Genomic DNA, 24398 nt, shown 5'->3' with positions numbered 1-24398 from the left:
ATAAAGAGAAATAGATAATTGAAGAAGAACGTACTTATCATTGGTGCAGGAGGTGTCGCCAAGGTGGTGGCCCACAAGTGCGCGCAGCACAACGACGAACTCGGTCGTATTGCTATCGCGTCGCGCAACATCTCCAAATGCCAGGCCATCATCGACAGCGTCAAAGCCAAGGGCAGCCTCAAGGTGCCCGCCGATATCCAGGCCTTCTCGTTGAACGCCCTGGATGTCGAAGCGACGAAGGCACTGATCCGCGAAACCGAATCGCAGATCGTCATCAACGTCGGTTCGTCCTTCCTGAACATGTCGGTGCTGCGTGCCTGCATCGATACCGGCGTGGCCTATCTGGACACCGCCATTCATGAAGAGCCGGGCAAAGTCTGCGAGACGCCGCCCTGGTATGGCAACTACGAGTGGAAGCACCTCGAGGAATGCAAGCAGAAGAACATCACTGCCATTCTCGGTGTGGGCTTCGATCCGGGTGTGGTCAATGCCTATGCCGCATTGGCGCAGCAACAGTATTTTGACAGCATTGACTCGATCGACATCCTTGATGTCAATGCCGGTTCCCATGGCAAGTATTTCGCCACCAATTTCGATCCGGAAATCAATTTCCGCGAATTCACCGGGCAGGTGTGGAGCTGGCAGAACAGCCAGTGGACCAGCAACACCATGTTCGAAGTCAAGCGCACTGACGATCTGCCAGTGGTCGGGGCGCAGAACCTGTACCTGACCGGCCACGATGAAGTGCACTCGCTGTCGAAGAATCTCGGCGTGCCCAATGTGCGTTTCTGGATGAGCTTTGGCGAGCACTACATCAATGTGTTCACGGTGCTCAGGAACCTTGGCCTGCTCTCCGAGCAACCGGTCAAGACCGCCGAAGGCCTGGAAGTGGTGCCGCTGAAAGTGGTCAAGGCCGTGCTCCCTGACCCAAGCTCGCTGGCACCCGGCTATACCGGCAAGACCTGCATTGGCGACCTGGTCAAGGGCACCAAGGACGGCCAGCCGCGTGAGGTGTTTATCTACAACGTGGCGGACCACGAGGAAGCCTACGCCGAAACCGACAGCCAGGGCATTTCCTATACCGCGGGCGTGCCACCTGTGGCGGCGGCCTTGCTGGTCGCTCGCGGCGAGTGGGACGTGCAACGCATGGCCAACGTCGAGGAGCTGCCGGCTGAGCCGTTCCTCAAGGCACTGGACGTGATGGGCCTGCCGACCCGTATCAAGGACGAACACGGAGACCGCCCCTGGAACGGCAAGGCCTGAGACCTCCACGCTAGTGTGAGTCTCGTTCCCTGTTCCATGCGCAAGAACGCCGCTCTTTGAGCGGCGTTTTTATTTGTGGGTAATAGCGCTCGACAAGGCCAGCAACTTTCAGCGATGAATCCCCTCCAAGGAGCGATACTTGCATCGTGTCAGCCACCCATTTCACCTCGACCGGCTTTTCTTTTGGCTGCCCGGCCCCTGAACCACCAACCAGTGGCTCTTCGATAGCGTATGACGGATTTTTAAATGAGTAGCAGCCCCACCACAGAAACCCCCGACAACTGGCAACCGGTCATTGCGCTGGCGTTGGCGGCCTTTGTCTTCAACACCACCGAATTCGTGCCGGTCGGCCTGTTGAGTGCCATCGGCGACAGCTTCGACCTGTCGAGCGCGCAGGTCGGGCTGATGCTGACGATCTATGCCTGGGTGGTGTCCCTGACCTCGCTGCCGGTGATGCTGCTCACCCGCAACGTCGAACGACGCAAACTGCTGATGGTGCTGTTCGGCCTGTTCATTGTCAGCCATGTGCTGTCCAGCTTGGCCGCAAGCTTTGGTGTCCTGCTGGTGAGCCGGATCGGCATCGCCTTGTCCCATGCGCTGTTCTGGTCCATCACCGCGTCCCTCGCGGTGCGGGTGGCGCCGAAGGGCAAGCAGGTGCAGGCGCTGGGCCTGCTGGCGACCGGGACATCCATGGCCTTGGTGCTGGGGATTCCGCTGGGCCGTCTGCTCGGCGAAGCCATGGGCTGGCGCACCACCTTTCTGGTGATTGCGTTGATGGCCGGCGCCCTGGTGCTCTGGCTGGGCAGAAGCCTGCCGTTGCTGCCGAGCCAGAACTCGGGCTCCCTGAGAAGCCTGCCCATACTGTTCAAACGCCCCGCACTGGTGGCGGTCTACGGCCTGACGGCGACGGTGATCACGGCTCAGTTCACGGCCTATAGCTATATCGAACCGTTCATCAAAACCGTGGCCGGCATGAGTGGCGAGGTGGTGACCCTGATCCTGCTGCTGTTCGGTGGCGCGGGGATTTTCGGCTCGCTGCTGTTCAGTCGATTCAATCGGCAGCACCCACAGCGCTTTCTGCTGGCGGCCACGGCGTTGCTGGTGCTGTGCCTGGCATTGCTGTTGCCGTTGAGTGGCGGGGTTTCGACGCTGGGGATACTCAGCGTGTTCTGGGGCATGGCGATCATGTGCTTCGGGCTGTCGCTGCAATCGAAGGTGCTGGTGCTGGCGCCGGACGCAACCGATGTGGCGATGGCTCTGTTCTCGGGGATCTACAACATCGGGATCGGTGGCGGGGCACTGGTGGGCAGTTGGGTGGGGCGGCAACTCGGGTTTGCCTATGTCGGCGTGGTGGGGGGCGTGTTAGCAGGCCTGGCGCTGGCGTTCTACGGCCTCTCGGTTTATCGCGCTGGCCGGGCAGGGGCGGGGCGCTGAGCCCTGATCGAACGTGGGCGCCAGGAGCCCGGTCAGGTTCCTGGCGCTCATCGTGTTGCAATCACATCGCGGCGTGGAAAATCTCTTCGATTTGCGCCTGTTCTGCCGTCCGCGGGTTGGTGAAGCCGCAGGCGTCTTTCATGGCATTGGCCGCCAATGTTGGAATGTCCTCCACCTTGACCCCCAATTCAGTCAGGCCGCCTGGAATGCCAACGTCCAAAGACAATTTACGGATGCCGGCAATGGCCGCGACCGCGCCTTGCTCGTGGTCAAGATGCTGGGTATCGATCCCCATCGCCCTGGCGACGTCCGTCAGGCGAGCCTGGGAAACGCTGGCGTTGAAGCTCTCGACGTGGGGCAGCAATATCGCGTTGCAAACACCGTGGGGCAGGTCATAGAAGCCACCCAGTTGGTGGGCCATGGCGTGCACGTAGCCCAGGGAGGCGTTGTTGAACGCCATCCCGGCCAGGAACTGCGCGTAGGCCATATTCTCCCGCGCCTGCATGTCGCCGCCGTTGGCGACCGCATTGCGCAGGTTGGCGGAGATCAGCTCCACGGCCTTGAGCGCGCAGGCATCGGTGATGGGCGTGGCCGCGGTGGAAACATAGGCTTCGATGGCGTGGGTCAACGCGTCCATGCCGGTGGCGGCGGTCAGGCCTTTGGGCATGGCGGCCATCAATGAGGGATCGTTGACCGACAGCAGTGGCGTCACGTTACGGTCGACGATGGCCATTTTCACGTGGCGGGTTTCGTCGGTGATGATGCAAAAGCGGGTCATCTCGCTGGCGGTGCCCGCCGTGGTATTGATGGCAACCAGTGGCATTTGTGGTTTGGCAGACTGATCGACGCCTTCGTAGTCACTGATATGCCCGCCATTGGTCGCACACAAGGCGATGCCCTTGGCGCAGTCATGGGGCGAGCCACCGCCGAGGGAGATGATGAAGTCGGCGCCGCTGAGCTTGAGTCGCTCCAGACCGTTTTCGACGTTACTGACGGTCGGGTTCGGCTTGGCCCCATCGAATAGGGTCGCCTGGATGTCCTGCGCCGCCAGCAATTTGGCGACCTTGTCCGCGACCCCAGCTTTTGCCAGGCCGGCGTCGGTGACGATCAGGGCGTGACGCAAACCATATTTGCGAATGGCGACCATGGCTTCATCGAGACTGCCGATGCCCATCATGTTTACGGACGGAATGAAGAACGTGCTGCTCATGACTAGCCCTCGTTATTGTGATTATTGGCCTGAACGGCCGGTGGTGCATTCATCAAGACGCACTCATCCTAGGAACGATGGCATAACGGTTAAATGGTCCTTTAGTCCTCGCAAGGGGGGTCTTTGGTCGTAATGGCACGCGGCTTCCTCCCATCGCAGGGGGGACCCCCTACCGAAGTAGGATACGGACCCGGGTCCAGTCTTCGTAGACTGAAGGATCAGACAGCGCACTTTGCGGACGGCGACCATGGGACAGACCCAAACAGACGGCATAATCAGCGCGATGTCGATGGCAACCGAGGCGCAAGAGGTGGCCCAGGAGCTGGCGCGGCAGCTATTGCACCCGTACTTGGGGTTTGTGCTGTTCTTTTGTTCGGTCGAATACGATTTGCGCGCCCTGGGCAGCGCATTGCAGCAGAGCTTTGGCGGCATTCGCGTGGTGGGCTGTACCAGCGCCGGGGAAATTACCCCGCAGGGCTATGGCCGAGGCTGTGTGACCGCGGTGGGTTTTGATCATCGGCATTTCTCCATTGCTGCCGAGCTGATCGACGAATTGGAACGTTTCAGCCTGATCGACGCCCAGCAAATGGTCGAGCGACTGGTCGGCGGCTGTCGCAGCAACAGCCTGGCGCCGATCAAGGGCAACAGTTTTGCCCTGACACTGCTCGACGGCCTGTCCAGCCGCGAGGAAACGGTCCTTGCCGCGCTGAGCGCCGCCTTGGGCGATATCCCGCACTTTGGCGGCTCTGCCGGAGACGATAACTACCTGACCCATACCCATGTGTACTTCGGCGGCGAATTCCACAGCGGCGCGGCCGTGGTGCTGTTGGTCAATACCTGGTTGGACTTCGAAGTGTTCACCACGCACCACATTCTGCCGCGTGCGGAAAAGCTGGTGGTCACCCGCGCCGATAGCGGCATGCGCCGGGTCTACGAACTCAATGCCGAGCCTGCGGCCGAGGAATACGCGCAGATCATCGGGGTGCCCGTGGCACAACTCAATCACCAGGTTTTTGCCGCTCACCCGCTGGCGGTTCGTATCAACGATCAGTACTACGTCAGGGCCATTCAACAGGTCAATCCTGACCTGAGCCTGAGCTTTTACTGTGCGGTGGAGAACGGCATCGTGCTCACGGCGATGACGCCCGGCCCCTTGCTGCCGAACCTGCAGACGCTGTTCGACGGCTTGCGGGAGCGCCTGGGGCCGTTGTTGCTGACCATCGGCTGCGACTGTTTCCTGCGGCGCCTGGAGCTGGAAGACGATGGCAGCGTCCAGCAGATCGGCGCCTTTCTGCGCGAGCAGCGGGTGATAGGTTTCAATACCTACGGAGAGCAGTTCAATGGCATGCATATCAACCAGACCTTTACCGGTGTCGCCATTGGACGCAACCGTGCAGTCATCTCCCGCTGAGCTGCTTGAGCAGATCGAACAACTGCGGCGGGACAATCACAAGCTGCGGCGGATCAATACGGCGCTGATCGAGCGGGTCGAGTCCGGGACCGCCCGTGGCAATGATTCCTATGCGGCCTTTCAGCACTCGGTGGTCCTGGCCGAACAGGTCAGGGAGCGTACCGATGCGTTGAACCAGGCCATGGCCGAGCTCAAGGCCAGCAATCATCTGCTCAGTGACGCACGCCTGCGGGCGGAAACGGCCCATCAACATCTGGTCGATGCCATTGAAAGTATTTCCGATGCGTTCGTGCTGTTCGATGAAGACCAGCGCATCGTGCTGTTCAACAGTCGCTTCAAGGCGTTCTGGGCCAACAGCCGGGTACGGATCATCGCGGGCATGCGCTTGACCGAGGTCAAGCGGCTGCTGGCCAGTACCGGGCTGTTCAGTGAAGAGCCACGGCACAGCGCCGGCGCACACCTGCTGTACCGTCTGAATGATGGTCGCTGGCTGCAGGTCAGCGAGCGGCCGACCCGCGAGGGTGGCCGGGTGATCCTGTTTACCGACATCACGGACGTCAAACTCAGCGAAACCATGCGCCGCGAGCAAGCCGTCGCGCAGAAGTCGCACCTGCTGCAACGGGCCGTCGACAACCTGTCCCAGGGTGTCGCGATGGTCAACGCCGAGGGCATCCTGGAACTGTGGAATCGGCGTTTCCTGGAGCTGAGCGGGCTGGCGCCGGTTGCCGCGCACAGGCTGTTTTCCGAGGTCATCGCCGACAGCGAACTGGAGCTGTTGACGCCGGACAGCCGCGACGCCAACGGCCGGGTGATCCATGAACGGGAGCAGCGGCTGGACGATGGCCGGGTGCTGGAAATTCGCACGCATCCCTTACCCACCGGCGGTTTCGTCAACACCTTCACGGACATCACCGAACGCTACCAGCATGCTGAAGCCCTCAGCGAGAGCGAGCGCTGGATCCGCCTGATCACCGACCATGTGCCGGCGCTCATTGCCTACCTGAACGCCGACCTGGTCTATGAGTTCACCAACAAGGTCTATGAACAGTGGTACTGCTGGCCGCGTGGCGTGATGCTCGGACAGAGCCTGCGCGAGGTCCACAGCGAAGAGCATTACCAGCGCCTGGAAACCTATGTCGAACGCGCCCTTGCGGGGGAAAGCGTGACCTTCGAATGCCCTGAGATCAACATCAACAATCAGGAGCGCTACATGCTGCGCTCCTATGTGCCCAATCGCTTGGCCAATGGTGAAGTGATCGGCATCTTTGTGCTGATCCGCGATATCACCGAACGCCGCCGTACCGCCGAAGCGCTGCACCAGGCTTATCAGAACCTCGAGCAGCGAGTCCGCGAGCGCACCACCGAGTTGACCACCCTGAACAGCCAGTTGCTGCGTGAGATCGACGAGCGCAGTCGGGTCGAGTCGCGCCTGCGTGAAGCCAAGCTCGAAGCCGAGCAGGCCAACCTGTCGAAAACCAAGTTTCTGGCCGCCGTCAGCCATGATCTGCTTCAGCCGCTCAACGCCGCACGCCTGTTTACCAGTGCCTTGTTGGAGCGCCGCGAACCGGAGGCCAACGCAACCCTGGTGCGTAATGTCAGCAATTCGCTGGAAGACGTGGAGAATCTGCTCGGCACGCTGGTCGATATCTCCAAGCTGGATGCCGGGGTGATCAAGGCCGATATCGCGCCGTTTGCCCTGAGCGAACTGCTGGAAAACCTGGCGGTCGAGTTCGCGCAAGCGGCTGCCAGCGAGGGCTTGCGCCTGGCGTTCGTGCCGTGTTCGGCGCTGGTGCGCAGCGATATCCAGTTGCTCGCGCGGATTCTGCGCAACCTGCTGAGCAACGCCATCCGCTACACCACCACTGGCCGCGTGGTATTGGGTTGTCGTCGGCATCGCCATTGTCTGTCCATCGAAGTCTGGGATACCGGTATCGGGATTGCCGAGAACAAACTGGAGGAGATTTTCCAGGAGTTCAAACGCGGCGACGCGCAACGACCCCATCAGGATCGCGGGTTGGGTCTCGGGTTGGCCATTGTCGAAAAAATCGCCGGGATCCTCGGGCACAAGATCAGCGTCCGCTCGACCCCCGGCAAAGGCTCGATGTTCGCTGTCGAAGTGCCGCTGACCCTCTGCGCGCCCAAGCCACAGATCCAGTTACCCATGACGGGGCTCATGCTCGAAAGGTTGCGCGGGGCACGGATCTGGGTGCTGGACAATGATGCGACGATTTGCGCGGGGATGCGCACGCTCCTGGAAAGCTGGGGCTGCGAGGTGGTCACCGCGCTGTGCGAACAGGACCTGGCGCGGCAGGTGGACAACTATCATGGCGACGCCGACCTGTTGATTGCCGATTATCACCTGGACCATGAGCAGAACGGTGTCGATGTCGTGGCCACGATCAACGCCCGACGTGGCTTGCCCTTGCCGGCGCTGATGATCACGGCCAACTACAGCAATGAACTGAAGCTGCAAATGCGTGAGCTGGGCCACACCTTGATGCACAAACCGGTGCGGCCGATGAAGCTCAAGACTGCCATCAGTCATCTGCTGGGCAAGGAGTCGGTGGGTTGACCCATTCAGCGCCGCAGGTAGGCGGTGAAATCGATATCCCCGGCGCTGAGAATCGCCTGGACCCGGTTATGCACGTTGAGCTTGCGCAGGATGGCCGAGACGTGCGCCTTGACCGTGGTCTCGGCGATTTCCAGGGTGTAGCCGATCTGTTTGTTCGACTCGCCCTTGGTCATACGTTCCAGGACCAGCAATTGCTTGCGGGTCAGCGATTGGAGTAACTCAGGCGCAAAGCCGGGGGCGCTGTTCATGCTGCGCCGGGTATCGGCCTTTGGCGAGTGGATGATATCCGGAGGCAGATAGACATTGCCGTTGAGGATCTGCTCGATGGCTTCAGTCATCTGCGCCCGTGGCGACGACTTGGTAATAAAGCCCACCGCACCGTACATGATGGCTTGCAGCACAATCTGCTTGTCTTGTTCGGCGGACACGATCACCACCGGGATGGTGGGCGCCTCGTTGCGCAGATTGATCAGGCCATTGAGGCCGTGCATGCCAGGCATATTCAGGTCGAGCAGAATCAGGTCGAAGTCGTCATGGCGCCGAGTCAGTGTCAGCGCGCTCTCCAGGTCGGCGGTTTCCATCACTTCGCAGCCCGGAAAACCGTCGCTGATCACATTGGCGATGGCTTCACGAAACAGCGGGTGATCATCGGCAATTAGAATTTTGTACATGGCCTTGCACCTGTTTATTTTTGATTGCGGTGTGATGGCGGGGTATCTCTGTTGTTCAGGGAAAGGGCTCAGGGTACGAGGTCCGGGGTAGGCGGCATAAGGGCGATTCCTTTCTTGTAATGGCGGCATTACATGCCACTCCCCCTGCTTTGTGAATGCGACGATAGTCAGGTAAACCCCTACTAAAGTACGAAGCGTTGCGCGTTTGCGGTTTTCCAGAAGGGCCAAATTACGACTAAATGACAAGGTGACCCCTGCCAAGGGCGTATTCGTTTGGCGGCGTGGGCTCTCTAGCATCTGTTCATCGCGTGTGCGACCCACAGACAATGACCCGCAAAGAGGCCTCAATCATGATTTACGCACCCCCCGGAACCCCAGGCGCTGTCGTTTCTTTCAAATCGCGCTATGGCAATTACATCGGCGGTGAGTTTATCGCGCCGGTCCATGGCGAATACTTCACCAATACCTCGCCGATCAACGGTGACGTGATTGCCCAGTTCCCCCGTTCCACCGCCGCTGATATCGAACTCGCGCTGGACGCCGCCCATGGGGCAGCCGATGCCTGGGGCAAGACCTCGGCACAGGATCGCTCGCGGGTCCTGTTGAACATTGCCGACCGTATTGAACAGCATCTTGAAGTGCTGGCCGTTACCGAAACCTGGGACAACGGCAAGGCCGTGCGCGAAACCCTGAATGCCGACGTTCCGCTGGCGGCCGACCACTTCCGTTATTTCGCCGGTTGCATCCGTGCCCAGGAAGGCGGCGCCGCAGAGATCAACGAACTGACCACGGCTTACCATTTCCATGAACCCCTGGGCGTGGTGGGGCAAATCATTCCGTGGAACTTCCCGCTGCTGATGGCGGCCTGGAAGCTGGCGCCTGCGCTGGCGGCGGGCAACTGCGTGGTGCTGAAACCGGCCGAACAAACGCCGCTGTCGATCATGGTCTTCGCCGAACTGATCAACGACCTGCTGCCACCGGGTGTCTTGAATATCGTCCATGGCTTTGGCCGTGAAGCCGGCGAGGCCCTGGCCACCAGCAAGCGTATCGCCAAGATCGCATTCACCGGCTCCACGCCGGTGGGCGCGCACATCATGAAGTGCGCGGCCGAGAACATCATTCCCAGTACGGTGGAGCTGGGTGGCAAGTCGCCGAATATCTTCTTCGAAGACATCATGCAGGCCGAGCCGCAGTTTATCGAAAAGGCCGCTGAAGGCCTGGTGCTGGCGTTTTTCAACCAGGGCGAGGTTTGCACCTGCCCGTCGCGTGCCTTGATCCAGGAATCGATCTACGACGCGTTCATGGCGGTCGTGATGCAGAAGATCGGCAAGATCAAGCGTGGCGATCCTCTGGACACCGAGACCATGGTCGGCGCCCAGGCCTCGGAGCAGCAATACGACAAGATTCTTTCGTACCTGAAGATTGCTCAGGAGGAGGGGGCGGTGCTCTTGACCGGCGGCGCTGCGGAGCGCCTGGAAGGCGATCTGTCCACCGGCTACTACATCCAGCCGACGCTGCTCAAGGGCAACAACACAATGCGCGTGTTCCAGGAGGAAATCTTCGGCCCGGTGGTGGGCGTGACCACCTTCAAGGACGAAGCTGAAGCCCTGGCGATTGCCAACGACAGCGAGTTCGGCCTCGGTGCGGGCCTGTGGACCCGTGATATCAACCGTGCCTACCGCATGGGGCGGGCGATCAAGGCCGGTCGCGTGTGGACCAACTGCTATCACCTGTACCCGGCGCATGCCGCGTTCGGTGGCTACAAGAAATCCGGTGTCGGCCGTGAAAACCACAAAATGATGCTCGACCACTACCAGCAGACCAAAAACCTGCTGGTCAGCTACGACATCAATCCGCTGGGCTTCTTTTGATGCGCTGAGCCTTTTACCGGCAAACGCTTGAAATGGCAGGAACCTGGCATGCCCTCGTTCCTGCCGTTTGTTTTGTCCATGCTCGGCTTGTCGCAGCAATCGAAGGCTGGTGGGCGAATAAAGGGCCGATTTGTTTTCCGTTGTGCGTCCCTGGCTTGTTAGTGGAGCGTCACCACCCGGCGGCTCTCGCCGATCCGGATCCTGTCCAGCGCCCGGTTCAAGGCGTCCAGGGCATCGAGAAGTGCTTTTGCCTCGGTCTCCCTGCCATCCCCCCAAAGGCGTTCAGCCATTTTGTTCAGGGCCTGGATGGATCTTTCGATCTCAGCAGCCGTTGCTGCCGCGCTAGCTGCCGGCTTTGTCTTTGGCATTTTCAGAACTTCAACTGTCGGGTGACTGATTTATTTATCATGGCAGGATCTCTCCTGGAAACGTGTTTTATCCATGGGGAAGGCTGGAATGGAACCTCTCGACCAAAGGACGCGACAGTTATGGAAACCCTCTTTTCTCAAGTCGGCGAGCGTTTGAACGATCGCCGATTTACGGTAGCAGGCAACGCCCACGGGCTATCCGGTGCAGGTACGGTATTTCATTACCATGTCGAGGGAAACGCTATTTCGGGCACCTACCAAGGCGGCCGGATCCGCATGGGTCATCAAGTCGGGCGCGTGACAGGCCCGGATACCATTGAGCTTCTTTATCATTGCTTGACCACGGAGGGCGAGATGCTTGCCGGTTGGTCCCGTGGCACGGTAGGCGTTGATCACGCAGGGCGTACCACTCTGGCTTTCGTATGGGGTTGGTTGTCGGGCGCGACTGGCGGTGGGGAGTCCAGCTACGTCGAGTTTGTCCCGTAGCCGTTAAGGATTCTCTGCGTAATCAAAAATGGTATCAGGGAGAAAGCTGTGAGCTTACGGATCGAGATAAAAGAAGCGCCTCAAGAGGCCGATTACCAGGCAATCCTGGCACCGTTGATCGAATACAACCAGGCACAAACCGGACGGGTGGGAGTCGAAAAACTTGCGCTTCTAATCAAGGATGAGACGGGCAACACTGAGGGTGGTTTATACGCCAAAGTTTCCGGACAGTGGCTATTCATTGAATTGCTTGTTGTGCCTGAAATCGCCAGAGGGCAGGGCATGGGATCGAAGTTGATGAACATGGCGCAAGCGCTGGCTCGTGAGAAAGGTTGCCAAGGTATTTGGCTGGACACTTTCTCCTTCCAAGCGCCGGAATTTTACCTCCGACACGGCTTCAGTATCTTTGGCGAGCTCAAGGATTACCCGGTCGCTGGGCACAACCGGTTTTTTATGCAAAAGCGGTTTGATCTTTAAGAGAAGCAGGCCGGGTAAGGGCTCAGATAGCCTGCACCTGAAAGCTGGCGTGGGTTCCACGCTTTCATTGCCCGATGGGTTGGCTGTACCGATCCTGGATGCGCTTCAACTCACCTGACTGGCGCAGTTGCTCCAGGGCGTCGGCCCAGGCGGCTACCCGTTTGTCGTCACTGTCGCGGCTGAAGGCAATGTACAGCGATGAGCGATAGAGCTCGATGGGAATCTGCCGCAGCGTGCCGGGGGCGATGTTCAACTCGCGGCTGTAGTAAGCCACCCCCGCGGCGGTGTCGCCGACGATGATGTCAGTGCGTCCGGCGAGCAGCATGCGATAGAGCTGCCGGCTCTCGATTGCAACTTTTGCGAGGTTGTTGAAGCCCCGCGACTGCAGAACCTCGGGTATCAGGCCGGCCTGTCTCGTCGTGATCTGTGGCGCGCGTAGTAGCTGTTCCAGGGAATTCACCGGCTGCTGCGCATTGGCTAACTGATAGGGGTAAATGGACTCTTCCACGATCGGTCCGACCCACTTGTATAAGGGATCGCGCTTCGCCGTGCGGAACAGGGAATACAGGATGGTCTTGGGGCGGGTATTCAATGCGTGGATGCTGCGCATACTGGGCAGCAGCACCATCTCGAAGTTATCCCCGGTCCGCGCCATGATGGCCCGGACGATCTCCGTGGACATGCCCGTGAGCTGATTGTTCTCCTGATAGTTGTACGGTGCCCACTCCTCGGTAACGACCAGATAGGACTCGGCCCTGGCGGGAGCGCCGAGCAATAGACAGAGCAGCGCTACAGCAAGTGTCGAAGACTTCACGTGTTCTGCCTGGTTGACTACACGGTGATCAAGGCTGGCTCCTGATTAAAGGGGCAAAATCAGTATAGACCCTGACACCTGTCTGACGTCTGAGGCAGTGTCGTAAACGGTGGTGCAGGTTTTCGCTGAAGCTTGTCCTGGCTGAGCATAGGCGTCGCAGCCAGTGGTATGAGTCAGCCTCCGGGCACCCAGTGCCCGGAGGTTGTCGCCTGTTACTCGAGCAATTGTTCCAGGCTTGGATCGCGGATCACGCGCTGCAGTGGCTGCGGTGCCCCATTTCCGGACTTCAGCATCTTCAACTTCAGGCCGGCGGTTTTCGCGCAAGCGTTGATGCCGTTTTCGTAGATCCCGCCCATGTCACACTTCCACTGGTAGAAGTTCACCAGACTGCCCGACATCTGCAGGCTGAAATCCGTGCTCTTGGTTCCAGGAGTGAACGGATGGCCTGCCGGAATGTTCTGGAACCACCTCATCCAGTCAGGCGAACCCACCGGTGGCGGATTTTTCTGGAACAGTGGATTCATGATCGCCACTTGCGGCGCCTCGGCCGTCATATGGCAGCTCTGGCAGGAGCTGTTGGGATTGTCCACCGGACCGTTGAGGCGCCCGTTCCAGCCCAGGTGGGTCGGCGGCAGCTCCTGGGTGTTGGCGTTGATGGCGGTCTGTTGCAGCGCCGGGTTGATTTTGGTGACGGTCGGTTTCGGGTTGGTGAAGTCATTGCCGGTTTCTTTCGGATCGTTGCCCCAGATGATCCCCACCGGTACCAGGTTGTCCCAGCCAGCCTTGCCGGTCTTGGCGCCGTTGTACTGGAAGGTGCCGAAGATCCAGCCGGTCTCCTTCATGCGGGTGTCACGTACGGCGATGTCCATCTGGATCAGGGCGACATCCTTCACCACGCGATTGGCGGAGGTGAAGGTGTCGGTGATATAGCCCTGCCACAACACCGGGTTGACCAGGAACGGCACGGTGTTGCGGTCGATGTCGGCAAACAGGGCCTTGCACACGACCGTACCGTTGGGGAAGCTGTTGGGCTGCGAGGTGTAGCTCGGATCAGGGTTCTGCGGGTCTTTCCAGACCTTGCCGATGGTGTAGGCGCCGATGTCGTTGTAAATGCCCACGGCGTAAGTCTGGCCGGTGGCGGTTTGCGTGGACGCCAGTTGCTGGGCCTGGATCTGCGCTTCCTTGGTCAAGCCATGGATGCCCTCGCGCCCCAGCGGGCCATAGTGCTGCCACGGCATGTGATACCACTGGCGAACCTTGTTTTTCTGAACGTCCCAATTGACGTCGACGTTACCTTCCAGGCAGTAGTTTTTCACGGCGTCCATGTAGGCACGCCAGGTTTCAAAATTGTTGTCCTGCTTGGTCGGCAGCTTCTTGAAGAACTCCGGCAGCGGGCCTTTGGGCGGTGTGGTGGGATAACTCTGGCTGAGCACGAATTTGGCGCCGGTATAGGTGTCGGGTGGCGCGTAGCCGTAGTCAGGGTAGGTGCCGGCCTGGGCGGCGACGCTGAACAACGCGGCCGCCACCGCGAAGGCTGTGAGCGTTCCTGGGGATTGGGTCATCGATCATCTCCTTGATAGGGAAAACGCCTGGCATCGCTTGGGCTTATGCTTGCCAATGCGGGGGCTTCCTTTTATTTATTTTTGGTCAAGGTCTCGGTTTGATCGCCGAGACGGGCTTCACGGGTGAAACGGGGTATCGAGTATGGGTGGTCTACCTCCTCGGCGGCGCCGGACGACTGAGTTCAATCCCCAACGATTTGCCAGGAATGATCAACAGAGAGGAAACGGAGTGTGCGCAGGGAGGGCGGGGGATTCTGACTATCGACTCCTGTCGATCGCTGGCCGTTCTTCCTTGCTATCAGGTGTAGGTCATTTTCAGGAAAGTGCCATCCTTTTAGATGGCAGCCAGGGGAACATCGGGAGGCATGCACGTGCTGAATCCATCGCGTTGGACACATCCTATAGTGTGAACAATGGACCGCTGGATTAACGGCTCAGGTCACTAGACAGATATCAAATGGCCGCCTACGCTGCAAATCGCTACTGTTAAACCTGTGCCTACACAAGCTGGATCGTTCGGTAATACCTGACATCGGATGTAAACTCTTCATTAGCCAGGAGGCTAACCTTATGTCTGTTCAACCGCTTACGCATGTACTCATCGATACCGATGTCGATTTCGATGATTACATGGCCATGTCGTATTTGCTCAAGCATCATGGGATAAAAGTCGAAGGTATTACTGTGACGGGGGTGGGCGCTGTTCACTTGAGTCACGGCGTTGAAAATGTCAGCAATTTCCTCACTTTGTTTAATGACCCTGAGATAGAACGTATCCCCGTTGCGGCGGGTCTTCAACGCCCCATGGTGTATAGCAATACCTTTCCCTTTGAAACACGCCAGGCGGCGGATCACCATTACGACGCCCTGTTTCCACGGAAAAACCCGAATCCCACGCGAGCCGATGCGCTCGCTTTTTTAAGGGAAACATTGGAAAAAGCCAATCATAAATTTACGGTGTTGATGATCGGTGGTGGTACGACCTGGGGGCATTTGTTCCAGCACGCTAAAACCGATAGTGCATTGCAACGCTTGTTGCTCAGCAAAGTAGACCGCATCGTGATGATGGGCGGGAATTTGTTGCCGGAATACGTCCAGCCTGGTGCGGGCGGTAATATTATTGACGCCCTGGGTGATGCGCCTTACTACACCAATCAGGTTGCCGAATGGAACATCTTCCTGGATCCGCTGGGTGCCCACTATGTCTTCAATGGCGGGGTCCCCATTCAATTGGTTGCGCTGAACGCCAGTAACTTTATCCCCATTACCCAGAGTTTCGTGAGCCAGCTCTCCCGGATTTCCAACCCGGTGGCTCAGTTCCTTACCCACGTGCTGCAAAGCTCGACCATCGCGCCGGGTATCGGCAAATATCTGTATTTCTGGGATCCCTTGGCGGCCGTCGCCATCACCGACCCTCAGTTTCTTCAATTTACCCGCTATCACCTGCGGGTGGAGCAGGAGCTGAACGAAGAGCAGGATATGACCGGGAAGTTGGTACCGGATAACGCGGGTGCCCCAGTCGATGTGGCCCTGTCGGCCGCCCCCGGATTCGTCACCACACTTTATCTGTACACCCTCGCAGGAAACTCGACCGAAGCCACCGCCGAAAACATGGCCAAAGCAGCGGAGGCCGTGGCCGCTAAGTAGCGTTGCAAGGCAAGGGCCGGCAGCCATGGAACAGCTACGCCGATCAGGGCGCCCCCGCGCCCTGTAGTAGCCGCTATTCAAAGGAGCGAATATATGAACGTCAAAGCAATGCTGGGTCGACTGTTGCTGTGCCTGGGTGGCGTGCTGGCGGTCTCGTCGGTTTATGCGGAGAGTGTGATCATCGCCACACCGCAACAAGGTGTGGGGATCACGGTCGATGTCTTTGATCATCCAGAGGCTTCAAGTGGCACGCCTTCTTCGACGAGCACGGTGCCCTTCAGGCCGCAAGCGTTTTATATACCCTCGGTGCAGTCGTTCAAGGGTAAGGTTTATATGTTCTGGGCCAACAACAATGACCAAAAGCATATAAATTATGCCACTTCGGCGGAAGGGAAAAACTGGTCTGCCACACAAACTATCAGTGTGGATAGTATTTTTAGTAATGTCTCGGTGAGCGTGTTCAATCAAAAATTGGTACTGACCTTTACCGATCCCCAGGGCCGCTTGAAGACCGTCAGCTCCGAAAACGGCACCGGCTGGTCCACGGCCAAGCCTATCAGTACGCTCCATACGGCCATCAATAACAAACCGATTGTGTATAACGGACAGCTCTTTGTCTTGTATAGCGAAAACTCAGGTAACGCTGTTTATTATGTCACCTCGAATGACGGTGTTGCGTGGAGCCGGGAAAATCTGGCCTTCCAGGAAAGCGCCGACAAAATTCTAACGATGGTGCCCGTCGTCTATAACGGTCAATTGTGGGCTTATTACGCTTTTGAAAATGGCGCCATGTTCGCCCGCACTTACGACCGGGCCGGCCAGTGGGGGGCGAAGCAAGCGCTGACGGGGATAAACGGCCAGGGGCCCAGGGGCTTCCTGAATAGTGCAACGATGATCGGCGAGCGCGTGTTTATCAGCAGCAGTTCCAGTACGTTTTATTCAAACGACGGGCTGCATTGGAATGCGTATTTCTCCAAACGCTTCCCTGGGAATTCGGCCTATCCATCGGGATTGGGCGTTTCCTATGCCATCACTGCAAACGATTTGACCATGAACAATCCGCAACTGCCCGCGGATCTGGCCACGGGCCTTAGCCATACCGATTATGCAACTTTCGCCTGGCGCAGCTTTATCGCACTGAACAATGCCGCCAACACGCCGTTGCCGGCTAACCGCGGCATTGGCAATCCCTCCAGCAGCTTTGCCGATTCGGGCAAGTTGCCACAATCTCCCAGTCCTTTGTTGTGGCAAACCTTCGCCCACCGCACCGAGTTGTTTCCTCCGGGAGGGGAAAAAAAAGGCGTAGGCGGCCCTACGCGGCCGTTCGCTTCCAGCCCGCAATACCGCTATGTCAGTTTCCCCAACGGTGTGCCTTTGGCCCCAGGCGCGAGTTTTGCTCATTACAACAATCTGGATGAGGCGACTCAAATAGGACAAAACGCGATATTTTTCCCGGTCAACCCACCACGACCAGCAATGAACGGGAGTCACTATGCCCCTTCGAACGACAGCCAGATCCTGTTCGAGGCCAAGGCCAATCCCGTCATTTACACGTATGCGCAAGGCCTGAGCATGTACCCGGATCATATCGTCCTGCCCGACGGCGCGGTGGAGGTCAAGGCGGCATGGCGCAAGCTGGCGGATATTCCGGTGGCGCAGCGTGCGCGCTACCATACGGCGACGGTGGTGACCTATCACGGCACCGATAAGGCACCGGTGGCGTACAACGAAGACTATGCCCTGGTCGCCTTGCATATCATCCATAAGACGGCCAACTACCCGACCTTCATTTTCGCCACGTTCGAGCATGAGGATGCGATGACCTTGCCCGACAAGTCGCCGACCGGGCTTTACTATATCGCCAACTACGACAAGGTTGCCTACTCGCCGGATAACGGTTTACCGCCGGTTGCTACCTTCTCTGACGGCAACACCACCCATACGGTGACCCTGCCCAGGGGCGATGTTGTGGACTCGGCCCATACTTCGCCCATCTACTCCGGCAGCAACGGGATCCCCAAGGGGCAGGCCGGGCCTATTCGTGTCGTGCAACCGCAAACCATCTATTCCGAAGTCACGGCGGTCAACAACCAGGTCAAGCAACTAATGGACGGCAGCAGTGCGTTCAACAATTCGGTCTGGAAGCACTACCGGCTTAAAGGGGTGCAGGCCATTCCGTCGAGCACTGAAACCGACCCGGATTATTACCTGGCCAATATCCTGGTCGAAAGCAGCCAGCCGGGGATTCAACTCTTTCGCGGAAGCAACGTATTCCCCGTTCCGGAGGACAACACCCTGACCAATATGCGCACGGTGAAGAACATCAAGGTGCCGGATTTTGATCACAGCACTGGAAGCCAGACCATGGGCGGCTGCATGGGTTGTCATGGCATCGCCCAGAGCACACTGAAACAAGGTTTCAGTTTTCTGTTTGATGCGATCAATCGCGCTAACTTCATGGACCCCTCCAGCCCTACCGGCTTTGCGAATCCGGAGACCATAGGTTTGCCGGATACTCGCACCCAGCATGCACGGGCTCTGAAATACTCTTTCGGCTTTCAGAACAAAGGCGCGGTTGAGGAGACGGGCAAGTAGGAAGCCGGTGTGGCTCACTCCCGCTTCTCGGCCACCAACAGCAATGACTGAGGCGCAGCACTCTGTGGGTGCTGCGGCTCCTGCAAAGTACTCAACCGAAAACCGGCCATGTCCAGCGCATTGAGCCAACTGGACAGGGTTCGGAAATACCAGGGCATGGCTTGCCACTGCCCCTTGAACCCATCGAAGGTTTCGTTTCGCCAACCATCCTGATAGTCGCCCGCCGCCGCAGTCCACGGATGGAGGGTCTGGATCACCAGCGCGCCGCCAGGGGCGAGCAGGGTGTTCATGGCGGCGAGCAGAGGGATGATGTCCTGGTGCAGCAGGGCGAAGTTGGCGCAGATCAGCGCGTAGTCGCGGCCGATATCCACCTTCGCCTCCACCAACGCTTCGTAGCTGGCCAAATGCACTGGCGAAGAGCCCGCCGCCCGCGCGGCCTCAACCAGCGTCGCATCGCCGTCCACACCGACCGCGTTGATGCCCCTCGTCGCCAGCGCCCGCAACAGCCAGCCCTCGCCACAACCCAGGTCGAGCACACGCTCGGGCTGGCGGCCCAGCACCGCCAGGAGGATGGCCTGGTCGGTGACCTGGCGGCGGCTTTCGATGGCGCCGCCGCGAACCGCTTCAATCCAGGATTGGGCGTTGTGATGCCAGCTTTGCAGGAGGGCGGATTCGGGGGCGGGCATTTCGGTGTCCGGAGTCGGTGGTTGGATGGAAGGATAGAACATCTATCCGCCTGCCTGATGGACTTCGTCGGTCATTCAGCGCCTGCCAGCGTGAAGGGTCGGACGGTGGAACATCAGGTGATCGCCCATGGCTTGGCCCTGGGCGAGCAGGCGTTGCCCCAAGGCAATCTGTGCCGGTTCCCAGTTCGCCAGGGCGCGATCCGTGTCGTCTGGGGCCTGGCTCAGGCACCGGGCCAGTTCGAGTGCGTTGAATGCCGCCTTGGAGGTGCTGGCGGCGGTGTGCGGCCGGGGAATGGCGGCCGCATCGCCGAGTAGGACCACCCGGCCATCAACCATCCGCGGCATCGCCAAATCGCGGATGCTTTGCACGAAAGGCTGTTCGGTGGCTTGCACCACTTCCCGAAAAGCGGGGGGCAGCAGCCTGTCGGCTTCCCTCCAGACATGCTCGCGCCACGCCGGCGCGAGAAGCCCTTCCGGTACCGAATAGTCGCGCTTGTGCCCATTGGCGTCGGTCATGAGATCGCCGATGAGTGGCTCCTCGACAACCCGATACCAAACCCAGTTGTAGTAGCGTTGTCCGGGACGAATATCGTTGTGTTCACCGGGTACCAGGTAGCCCAGGATGTGCGAGCCGCCGGCGTTTGCGAAACCGAAGTCACCCGCCAACACCTGGGCAGGCAACTCGGGCAAACGGCTTTCTGGCAGGAGGCCGCGCCAGGCAACATAGCCGGCGTAGCCAGGCTGGTATTCTGGCCAGAGCAATTGACGTACCTGCGAGTTACCGCCATCAGCGGCGACGAGCAAGTCAGCCTCGATGCGCTCGCCGTCTTCGAACACGGCCACCACCCGACCGGCTTCTGGCTGATCGAGGTCCACCAGGACTTTCCCCTGGTGGTAGCGCTCATTGCCGAAGGCCTGGCGCAAGGTTGTGTAAAGCAGTGACCAGGACGTCTGGACTTGCGGGGCCAAGGTTTTGCTTTGGACACGGCCGTCCGGATACAGCACGGTGCGGTACTGCGAGCGAACGCCCATCTCCAGGTGGGTCAATGGAACGTTCAGCTTGCGAAACGCTTCGACCACCTCCGGCTGCAGCACTACGCCGCCGCCTCGACTGTCGAGGTCGTGGGAAGAACGCTCGAAAATATCGACGTCCCAGCCGATCTGGCGCAGCAGATTACCTGCGAAAAGCCCGCCCAATGATCCGCCAATCACCAGGGCACGAGGTGCCCCGGCAGGTCGTTGAGGGTGAGTTGTAAATGTGCCCATGGTAGGTCCTCCTTTTCGACCCACTCTAAGGGCTGGACCGGACGCTGATAATCAGCACTCCTCGCCAAACCGTATTGCGTGAGTTGCAACACCGGTCTGGGTAGAGGCCACCATGACCGCGCTCACGCTCGGTCATGGTGGCCGCACTCAAAGCGACCGGGTCAGGGGCAGTTGTAAAGGCCGTCGGCCAGTGGCGTGGGCCAGGGCATTGCCGAGGGCGGCCGCCATCGGGCCTTGCACGATCTCCGCGGCGCCCAGAAATGGCTGGCCTGGCTGATCGAGCAAATGCACTTCGACACGCCGTGGCAATTGTGGAAAACGCAGGATCGGATAACCGCTCCAGTCGTAACTGCGGACGCCTGCGGCATCAAAATCGACGGCTTCGAACAACGTCCAACTGGTGGATTGCACAATCCCACCCTCTATCTGGTTTCGCAGGCCATCGGGGCTGACGATCTGTCCGACATCCACGGCCGTGACCACCCGATCAACCACGATGTCACCGGTTTGCGGGTGAACGTTGATCTGCACCGCCAGGGCGCAATACCCCATGATGTTTTTGTATCGCGCGAAGGCAAAGCCGACCCCCACGCCCGGCTTGACGGGCTGGGTTGTCCAGCCGAAGTCGTCCCGCACTCGCGCTATCACCGCCCGAGCGCGAGGGTCATCCAAATGGGCGAGGCGCAAAGCGACGGGGTCCACACCGGCGCGCGCCGCCAGCTCATCCATGCAGGCTTCGATCGCGAAGACATTGATGTGCGCACCCAGGGAGCGCATCGCCGAGGTGCGAAATGGCATCAGGGTGATGAAGTTCATGTCGATACGGGTCGAGGCCGTGTTGTAGAGGGGCACGGCGTTACGATCACCGTCGCCTTCCGGTTGTGCGATAGGCACCGATGGGGCCGAGGTGAAGGGTTTGGAGAGCAAGCGTGCCGGCAACAGGCGACCGGCATTGACGATGCGTTCGTTGTGCGGGGTCGTCCACAGTTCGTAGGCCCAATCCTGGATCCGGCCGTCTTGATCCAGGCTTGCCTGCACCTCGGTGATCATGGCCGAGCTGTAGGGCTCCCAGAGGTTTTCCTGCTCGCGCATCCATTGAACCCGCACGGGAGAGCCGGGCACGCGCATGGCAATCAGGGCGGCGTCCGCCGCCGCGTCATCCGCGCCGTTATGGCCGTAACAGCCGGACCCTTCGGTATGGATGCAGCGAACCCGTTCCAGGGGTAAGCCGAGCATTTGCGCGATACCCGCGCGTAGCGGATAGACACCTTGGGAGTGGGTCCAGACAGTGAGCACGTCGTCCTTTAACCAGGCCACCGCGCAGGACGGGCCGATAGAACCGTGCATGAGATAGTGCTTGGTCACCCGTGCCCGATAACCCGGTCCGGGGGCCGCCGCCGGACTGCCCGTGTGGCTGATGGGGTAACGGCGCGATGGCAAGTGCGGGAGCAACGCATGGATGCTGCGTGCGTCGGGCAGCGCAACGCCTTCGCTCCATTTCGCCTGCGCATACCCCGCGCGCATCGCCTTCACGGCCTGCCATTCGTCCTTCGCAACCACGGCCAGGTAGTTGCCGTCATGAACGACCTGCACCACACCAGGCAGGCTTTGCAAGGCCTCGGGATCAAACGACAGCAGTTGGCAACCTGGCCTGGGTGGCCGGATGAGTCGGGCATGCAGCATGCCTGGCAAACGCATATCTTGTACGAATGCGGCACCGCCACTGACCTTGGCCGGGATGTCCAGGCGAGGCAGTGAGTGCCCGATCAGGCTGAATTCTCCAGGGGCCTTTGCTGGCGATTTCGGCAGCGCATGGCGATGCAGGTCCACGCCGCCGACGGCCTCGAAGTAGCTCATGCGCTGCCCGTCGGGCCCTTGAATCAGCGCATCACGGGTCACCAGCCCATCAGGCTCGACGTGCCAATGCCTGGCCGCGGACTCCACCAGCAATTGGCGCACCTGGGCCGCGGCATTGAATAACGCCGTGCCACTGTCGACGATGGTGTGACTCCCCGCGGTATAGCCTTCATCGGGTGTCAGCGCGGTGTCGGCAGTCAGCATGTTGATGGTATCGGGCGCCACTTCCAGACGCTCGGCGGCGATCTGTAACAAGGCGGTTTTCACTCCGGTACCCAGTTCGACCTTACCGGTGTAGACGGTTATTCCCTGCGCATCGACGCGTATCCAGGCATCCAGGTAAGGGTTGCTGCGCAAGCTGCCGGCCAGGTCTGGAGCCAGGACCAGCGTGCCGAGGGTATCCACCTCGGTGTCGGCCCATGCATTGCCGGCAACCGGTAGCAGCGAGAACGCCACCAGCAAGGAACCGTTGCGCAGGAAGGCGCGCCGCCCGAGATCGACGTTAGCGTTGCTCTTCATGGTGTGCTCCCGACGCGGCGACGGCACGGATGGCCTCGATGATTCGCAAATGTGTACCGCAACGACAGAGGTTCGGCGCCATGTGAGTGGTGATTGTCTGCTCGTCAGGGTTGGGATTGCGCTCCAGCAGTGCCTGGGCGCGCATCAACATTCCGGCGATGCAGTAGCCGCATTGTGCGGCTTGTTTTTCGATAAAGGCCTTTTGCAAGGCGCCGGGCTGATCGGCTGTACCCAGGCTTTCCACGGTACGGATTTTTTTGCCCTGCACACTTGAGCAAGGGGTGACACAGGAAAAGATCGGCTTGTCGTCGACGATCACCGTGCAGGCGCCACACTGGCCAAGCCCGCAGCCATACTTTGCGCCATTGAGCTCAAGCTGGTTGCGCAAGGCATAAAGCAGGGGCGTGTCGGCGTCGATGTCCAGCACGTGGGACGCTCCATTGACATTCAGGGTCATGCGGCTCATTGCGCATCCTCGCGTAAGTCGTCGATAGTTTCCGGGAGGTCGGCCCAGGGATGATTCGGCTCGGCGCGAGCGCGCAGGTATGTCGCCAGCACCGTGAGTTGGGCGTTGTTGAGAAGGGCGGCGAACGCCGGCATGCCGGGGCCTGAAGCGCCCGGGGTCATGGCGATGCCCTCCCGTACCGTCTTCACGAAGTTGCGCGAACTGGCGGAGCGCAGGGCCGAGGTGTCGGCAAGATCAGGACGCCCGTCGATCAAACGCATGGGGGCGCCTGCGCCATGACAGCCGGCACAGGCCGCCTGGAAGAGGGCGGCCCCTTCATTGCGTGCCGTCGGGTCGAGCGCTCGGGTGTCAGGCGTCGGCGAGGGTGTTTCAGCTGGAGTGTGCGCACCCAGGCTCAGCAGGTATTCGGCAATGGCCTGCACATCACTGACGGGCATTTTCCCCAGGCCCAGGCTGACCGGTCTCATGGGGCCGGCCGCCGCCCCATGATCGGCCGCCACCTCGCCGCGCAGATAGTCCACCAGTTGCTGACTGTTCCAGGGCTTGCGCGCTTGGGCCAAACCCAGCAGGGAAGGCGCCTCCCAGCCATCGACCGTACCGCCGGCCAGCGATTGCCCAGACTTTTCGGCGCCCAAAAGGTTGAGCGGTGAATGGCATCCCGCGCAGTGCCCGGCGCCTTCGACCAGATACCGGCCTCGACTCCATTGCGCCGTTTGCCCGGACTCCGGTTGTGCTTGTGCGCCATGAAGGAACAGCAGGTTCCAGAACGAAACCAGCGGCCGAATGTTCATGGGGAAGTTCATCTGGTTCGGCCTGGCGGGCGAGTCCACTGGCGGTCCGCTCATCAAATAGGCATAAGCGTCTTTCAGATCGTCCTCGCTCATGCGGCGATAATGGGCATAGGGAAACGCCGGATACAGAAAATGCCCATCACGGGATACGCCGTGACGCATGGCCCGCTCGAACGCCTCCAGGGACCATTGACCCATACCCGTGCGATCGTCGGGTGTGATGTTGGTGCTGTAGAGCGTGCCAAAGGGGGTCACCAGCGGGAGTCCGCCGGACAGATACTCGCCACCCGGGCGCGTATGGCAGACCGCGCAATCGCCGGCCTCGACCACCAGCGCTCCGCGCCGGATCTGCTCGGCATTGCGCGGCGCAGGTTGCTTGACGGGGGGCAGGGAGGGTCGCCACATCAGTGCACCGGCTAAAGCGGCGCCACA

The 24398-nt window shown here is 59.9% G+C and carries 19 protein-coding genes; 9 read left to right on the top strand and 10 right to left on the bottom strand.

Going from position 1 to position 24398, the window contains the following annotated elements; genetic code table 11:
* Positions 1–18: 18 nt before the first annotated feature.
* Entirely contained in the window at positions 19–1263 is a 1245-nt protein-coding gene (locus tag HX830_RS30900) for a saccharopine dehydrogenase family protein (RefSeq protein ID WP_103496851.1), read from the top strand.
* Between the two features lie 246 nt (positions 1264–1509).
* Positions 1510–2697 carry a sugar transporter gene (locus HX830_RS30895; RefSeq protein ID WP_103496850.1) on the top strand — a complete coding sequence of 396 codons (1188 nt, stop codon included), beginning with the start codon at positions 1510–1512 and terminating at the stop codon, positions 2695–2697.
* 61 nt (positions 2698–2758) lie between these two features.
* Here HX830_RS30895 and yiaY read toward each other — a convergent pair whose 3' ends face one another.
* On the bottom strand, positions 2759–3907 hold the full coding sequence (yiaY, locus tag HX830_RS30890; RefSeq protein WP_177104584.1) for an L-threonine dehydrogenase: 1149 nt from the start codon (positions 3905–3907) through the stop codon (positions 2759–2761).
* Positions 3908–4154: 247 nt separating this feature from the next.
* Here yiaY and nosP point away from each other — a divergent pair, with 247 nt between their 5' ends.
* Together nosP and nahK are read left to right on the top strand one after the other, a co-directional pair.
* A complete protein-coding gene (gene nosP, locus HX830_RS30885; RefSeq protein WP_177104582.1) occupies positions 4155–5318 on the top strand; it encodes a nitric oxide-sensing protein NosP in 1164 nt (387 codons plus the stop codon).
* Positions 5248–7890 carry a hybrid sensor histidine kinase/response regulator NahK/ErcS' gene (gene nahK, locus HX830_RS30880; RefSeq protein ID WP_177104580.1) on the top strand — a complete coding sequence of 881 codons (2643 nt, stop codon included), beginning with the start codon at positions 5248–5250 and terminating at the stop codon, positions 7888–7890. Before nosP ends, nahK begins: the two co-directional genes overlap by 71 nt.
* A 5-nt stretch (positions 7891–7895) precedes the next feature.
* On the opposite strand, the gene HX830_RS30875 is transcribed toward nahK, so the two are convergent.
* Positions 7896–8561, bottom strand: a complete 666-nt coding sequence (locus HX830_RS30875; protein ID WP_177104569.1) for a response regulator transcription factor — start codon at positions 8559–8561, stop codon at positions 7896–7898.
* 350 nt (positions 8562–8911) lie between these two features.
* Between HX830_RS30875 and exaC the strand changes: the two genes are divergently transcribed.
* Positions 8912–10432, top strand: a complete 1521-nt coding sequence (gene exaC / locus HX830_RS30870; protein ID WP_103496845.1) for an acetaldehyde dehydrogenase ExaC — start codon at positions 8912–8914, stop codon at positions 10430–10432.
* Between the two features lie 158 nt (positions 10433–10590).
* Here the strand turns inward: exaC and HX830_RS32275 are convergent, their stop codons facing one another.
* Positions 10591–10800 carry a hypothetical protein gene (locus HX830_RS32275; RefSeq protein WP_103496844.1) on the bottom strand — a complete coding sequence of 70 codons (210 nt, stop codon included), beginning with the start codon at positions 10798–10800 and terminating at the stop codon, positions 10591–10593.
* A 120-nt stretch (positions 10801–10920) separates the two neighbouring features.
* Between HX830_RS32275 and HX830_RS30865 the strand changes: the two genes are divergently transcribed.
* The gene (locus tag HX830_RS30865) at positions 10921–11286 is read left to right on the top strand and encodes a hypothetical protein (RefSeq protein WP_177104567.1); all 366 of its coding nucleotides are present in this window, start codon (positions 10921–10923) and stop codon (positions 11284–11286) included.
* 48 nt (positions 11287–11334) lie between these two features.
* The gene (locus tag HX830_RS30860) at positions 11335–11763 is read left to right on the top strand and encodes a GNAT family N-acetyltransferase (RefSeq protein ID WP_177104565.1); all 429 of its coding nucleotides are present in this window, start codon (positions 11335–11337) and stop codon (positions 11761–11763) included.
* A gap of 64 nt (positions 11764–11827) precedes the next feature.
* Here HX830_RS30860 and HX830_RS30855 read toward each other — a convergent pair whose 3' ends face one another.
* Complete coding sequence (locus HX830_RS30855) at positions 11828–12577, bottom strand: transporter substrate-binding domain-containing protein (RefSeq protein ID WP_177104563.1); 750 nt, start codon at positions 12575–12577, stop codon at positions 11828–11830.
* Between the two features lie 212 nt (positions 12578–12789).
* On the bottom strand, positions 12790–14139 hold the full coding sequence (locus tag HX830_RS30850) for a hypothetical protein (RefSeq protein WP_152741945.1): 1350 nt from the start codon (positions 14137–14139) through the stop codon (positions 12790–12792).
* A gap of 570 nt (positions 14140–14709) precedes the next feature.
* Here HX830_RS30850 and HX830_RS30845 point away from each other — a divergent pair.
* Positions 14710–15786, top strand: a complete 1077-nt coding sequence (locus HX830_RS30845) for a nucleoside hydrolase (RefSeq protein WP_177104561.1) — start codon at positions 14710–14712, stop codon at positions 15784–15786.
* Between the two features lie 93 nt (positions 15787–15879).
* Positions 15880–18381 carry a sialidase family protein gene (locus HX830_RS30840; RefSeq protein ID WP_177104559.1) on the top strand — a complete coding sequence of 834 codons (2502 nt, stop codon included), beginning with the start codon at positions 15880–15882 and terminating at the stop codon, positions 18379–18381.
* 14 nt (positions 18382–18395) lie between these two features.
* Here the strand turns inward: HX830_RS30840 and HX830_RS30835 are convergent, their stop codons facing one another.
* From HX830_RS30835 to HX830_RS30815, 5 genes are all read right to left on the bottom strand, one after another.
* A complete protein-coding gene (locus HX830_RS30835; protein WP_177104621.1) occupies positions 18396–19067 on the bottom strand; it encodes a class I SAM-dependent methyltransferase in 672 nt (223 codons plus the stop codon).
* Positions 19068–19142: 75 nt separating this feature from the next.
* Positions 19143–20333, bottom strand: a complete 1191-nt coding sequence (locus tag HX830_RS30830; RefSeq protein ID WP_177104557.1) for an FAD binding domain-containing protein — start codon at positions 20331–20333, stop codon at positions 19143–19145.
* 147 nt (positions 20334–20480) lie between these two features.
* Entirely contained in the window at positions 20481–22709 is a 2229-nt protein-coding gene (locus HX830_RS30825) for a xanthine dehydrogenase family protein molybdopterin-binding subunit (protein ID WP_177104555.1), read from the bottom strand.
* A complete protein-coding gene (locus tag HX830_RS30820) occupies positions 22693–23175 on the bottom strand; it encodes a (2Fe-2S)-binding protein (RefSeq protein ID WP_177104553.1) in 483 nt (160 codons plus the stop codon). Before HX830_RS30820 ends, HX830_RS30825 begins: the two co-directional genes overlap by 17 nt.
* The gene (locus HX830_RS30815) at positions 23172–24371 is read right to left on the bottom strand and encodes a c-type cytochrome (RefSeq protein ID WP_371317558.1); all 1200 of its coding nucleotides are present in this window, start codon (positions 24369–24371) and stop codon (positions 23172–23174) included. The genes HX830_RS30820 and HX830_RS30815 overlap by 4 nt, the downstream gene beginning before the upstream one ends.
* Positions 24372–24398 lie beyond the last annotated feature (27 nt).

It is taken from the genome of Pseudomonas gingeri, from assembly GCF_013385425.1.
In the GTDB taxonomy this organism is placed as follows: Bacteria; Pseudomonadota; Gammaproteobacteria; order Pseudomonadales; family Pseudomonadaceae; genus Aquipseudomonas; species Aquipseudomonas gingeri_D.
This window is presented reverse-complemented; position numbering and strand designations above follow the sequence as displayed.